The sequence below is a fragment of the Microbacterium sp. 69-7 genome (assembly GCF_001897985.1).
In the GTDB taxonomy this organism is placed as follows: domain Bacteria; phylum Actinomycetota; class Actinomycetes; order Actinomycetales; family Microbacteriaceae; genus Microbacterium; species Microbacterium laevaniformans.
Genome location: NZ_MKRU01000092.1, coordinates 61,376 through 63,843, shown reverse-complemented (window position 1 = coordinate 63,843; position 2,468 = coordinate 61,376). Strand labels below are relative to the sequence as shown.

Here is a 2,468-nt window from a genome sequence, read left to right as displayed (position 1 = left end):
GGAAGAACAGAGCGACGATGAACCAGACACCGCCCATGCCGGCATCCTTGCCCGCCTTCTTGGCCCACGTCTTGGCCGAGTCGATCTCGGCGACCACCAGGTTGCGGACGAGCTCCGGCACCTCGCCGACGAGAGTCAGCAGGCTGTCATCGGCGCGGTCGCGGAATCCCCGAGGCGTCGCCATGTCAGTCGTCCGCTGCCTTCTTGGCCGCGGCCTTCGCGTCCGCGACGGCCTTGTCGGCGGCCTTCTTCACTTCTGCGGCCGTCTTCTCCGCTCCGCGGGTGACCTCGTCGGCCGAGGCCCGGCCCGCGCGGATCGCGGAGTCGAGCTTCTGCCCCGGCGTGCCGTTGCGGCTCGCCGCACGGGTGACCTTGACCGCTCCGTCCCACAGGGCGCTCGGCAGGGCGAGGGCGGCGCTCTTGCCGAGGTCCTTGACGGCGGCGACCTGCTTCTGCACCGGGGCGGTGTTCCAGATCTTGAGGTACCCCGCCTTGATCTGCTCGTAGCGCTCGCGGCCGGCGCGCGACCCGAGCACGTAGCCCGCGGCGAGTCCCACGACGATTCCGATCTTGCCCTTCATGGCGTCTCCTCACGTCCGTGCTGGGAGTGCTTCGTGACTCCAGAGTAGTCGCAATATTCCGATTCCGGCATCCTCCGGTCCCGGGGCTGGCCCTGACGGGAGGCGTGTGCTAGGAGCGCGTCCACAGCGCGTCGTGGCGGACGCGTTCCACCTCGGCAAGGGTGTCGGCGACGATGGCGGATACGCCCCCGCCGGCGAGGTCCTCGCCGACCGCGATGAGACCGTGCCGACGACCGATCGCCGCACGGGTCGCGGCGGTGCGCTGGTCGTGACCGAGGACGGATGCCGGCGGTGCGAGCGTCGCACGCCGTTGCGCAGCCGCGCGAACGCCTCCGATTCCGGGCCACAACTGCGCAGCGTCGGCGGCGGCGCGTGCGATGAGGTCGGTGGCATCGTCCGCCGGTGCCGCATCGAAGGTCAGCCGAAGCACCCGCCGACCGGGCCCGGCGTGGGCACGCACACCCGCCCACGCGGAGCCGACGTCGATGACGGATGCCGCCGCCATCGCTCCCGGCACGGGATAGATCGTCGCGGGACCGTCGGAGGCGGCGGTCCCGGCATCCATCACGAGGGTCACGACGTCGCGCACGGGCAGGGGCGCAGCCTCGAGGACGATGCCGTGCCCACGCAGGAGAGCGGCGGAGGTCGCCGCCCCGGCGGCCAGCACGACGATATCCGCGGGCAGCGGCTCCGCGGACTCTTGCGCGGAGGAAAGCTCGGCCTCGTCCCGCGGGTCCGCGGGGTCGAGATGGACCAGCCAGCCGTCCGGCGTTCGCGTCAGGCCCCGTGCGCGGTGGTTCACCCGCAGGTCGGCGTCGAGCAGCAGCAGTCGCTCGGTGAGCGCCGTGACCAGCTGTGTCAGCCCGCCTCGCAACCGCGCCCGGCGCGGACCTCTCGTCGCGGCGTCGTCGGGCAGCAGTTGGCCGACCGCGCCGGCGAGCGAGCCCGCGCGGGTCAGCGCGGCGCTGAGGCCGGGAACGGCGAGGTCCACATCGATCTGGTCGGGATCGACACCCCAGGTGCCGAGAGTGAGGGGGGCGACGAGGCGATCACGCAGGCGCGCGCCCATGCGTGAGCGCACGAGCGCACCCAGGCTGCGCTCACGACCGATGGTCAACGGAGGCCGCAACCGATCGAGGTAGGCCCGCCACACCCCCCGACCGCCCACGAGGGCGCGCACCGGTTCGGCCCACACGTTGGCCGGGATGCCGGCCCGATTCGGTGGCAGCGTGACCACGCGTGGGCCACCGGGGGTGGCGAGCGCCACGGCGACCGAGCCCTCGCGCGCCGGCTCCACCTCGGCGCGCAGTCCCAGCTCGTCGAGGAGGCCGGCGAGCGCGGGCGCCGAGAGCGAGAACGCTTCGGGGGCCAGATCGACGGTGATGCCGTCCAGCTCGTCCGTCTCGATCCGGCCGCCGAGCCGGGGCTGCTGTTCGATGAGCGTGACGGGCATGCCGATGCGAGCGCACTCCCACGCGGCGACCAGACCTGCGATCCCCCCACCGATCACCACGACCCGGGTGGTGCGGGCACGGTCGGCGAGGTCGGCTGCAGGCTTGTCGGACACGCCCCCATCCTTTCACCGCGTCGTGGAGAGGGCCGGAAGGGAGGTGGCGCCTCGCACCTAGAGTGGAGCCGTGCGGCTCACCTACTTCGGCGGACCGGCGTGGGATGCCGGGCCTCTTCCGGCGCGCGGTCGCGGGCAGGAGAGCCTGCTGTTCCGTCTCGCGGTCGATGCGGGCGCCGCGGTGTCCGTGCGAGCACTGGCGGACGACCTCTGGCCGGTCGATGCACCCGACGATCCGCGCGCCGCGGTGCAGTCCCTCGTCTCGCGTCTGCGCCGCGCCCTCGGCTCGGCGACGATCGAGGCGGTGTCCGGCGGCTACC

General features: G+C 73.0%; 3 protein-coding genes and 1 pseudogene. 1 reads left to right on the top strand and 3 read right to left on the bottom strand.

Annotation, left to right across the window (positions count from 1 at the left end; genetic code table 11):
- The 3 genes and pseudogenes from BGN98_RS10820 to BGN98_RS10810 form a co-directional block, all read right to left on the bottom strand.
- Positions 1 to 184, bottom strand: a pseudogene (locus BGN98_RS10820) (phage holin family protein); the annotation flags it as partial.
- Between the two features lies 1 nt (position 185).
- Positions 186 to 581 carry a hypothetical protein gene (locus BGN98_RS10815; protein ID WP_036285681.1) on the bottom strand — a complete coding sequence of 132 codons (396 nt, stop codon included), beginning with the start codon at positions 579 to 581 and terminating at the stop codon, positions 186 to 188.
- A gap of 109 nt (positions 582 to 690) precedes the next feature.
- Positions 691 to 2,148 carry a protoporphyrinogen/coproporphyrinogen oxidase gene (locus BGN98_RS10810; RefSeq protein WP_288121386.1) on the bottom strand — a complete coding sequence of 486 codons (1,458 nt, stop codon included), beginning with the start codon at positions 2,146 to 2,148 and terminating at the stop codon, positions 691 to 693.
- A gap of 70 nt (positions 2,149 to 2,218) precedes the next feature.
- Here BGN98_RS10810 and BGN98_RS10805 point away from each other — a divergent pair.
- Positions 2,219 to 2,468: AfsR/SARP family transcriptional regulator (locus BGN98_RS10805; protein WP_288121385.1), on the top strand; the 250-nt coding region annotated here is incomplete at its 3' end.

What these genes read in the sequence shown, in the direction of transcription:
- BGN98_RS10815 (WP_036285681.1), bottom strand. Translation starts at nt 581, where the DNA reads ATGAAGGGCAAGATCGGAATCGTCGTGGGACTCGCCGCGGGCTACGTG.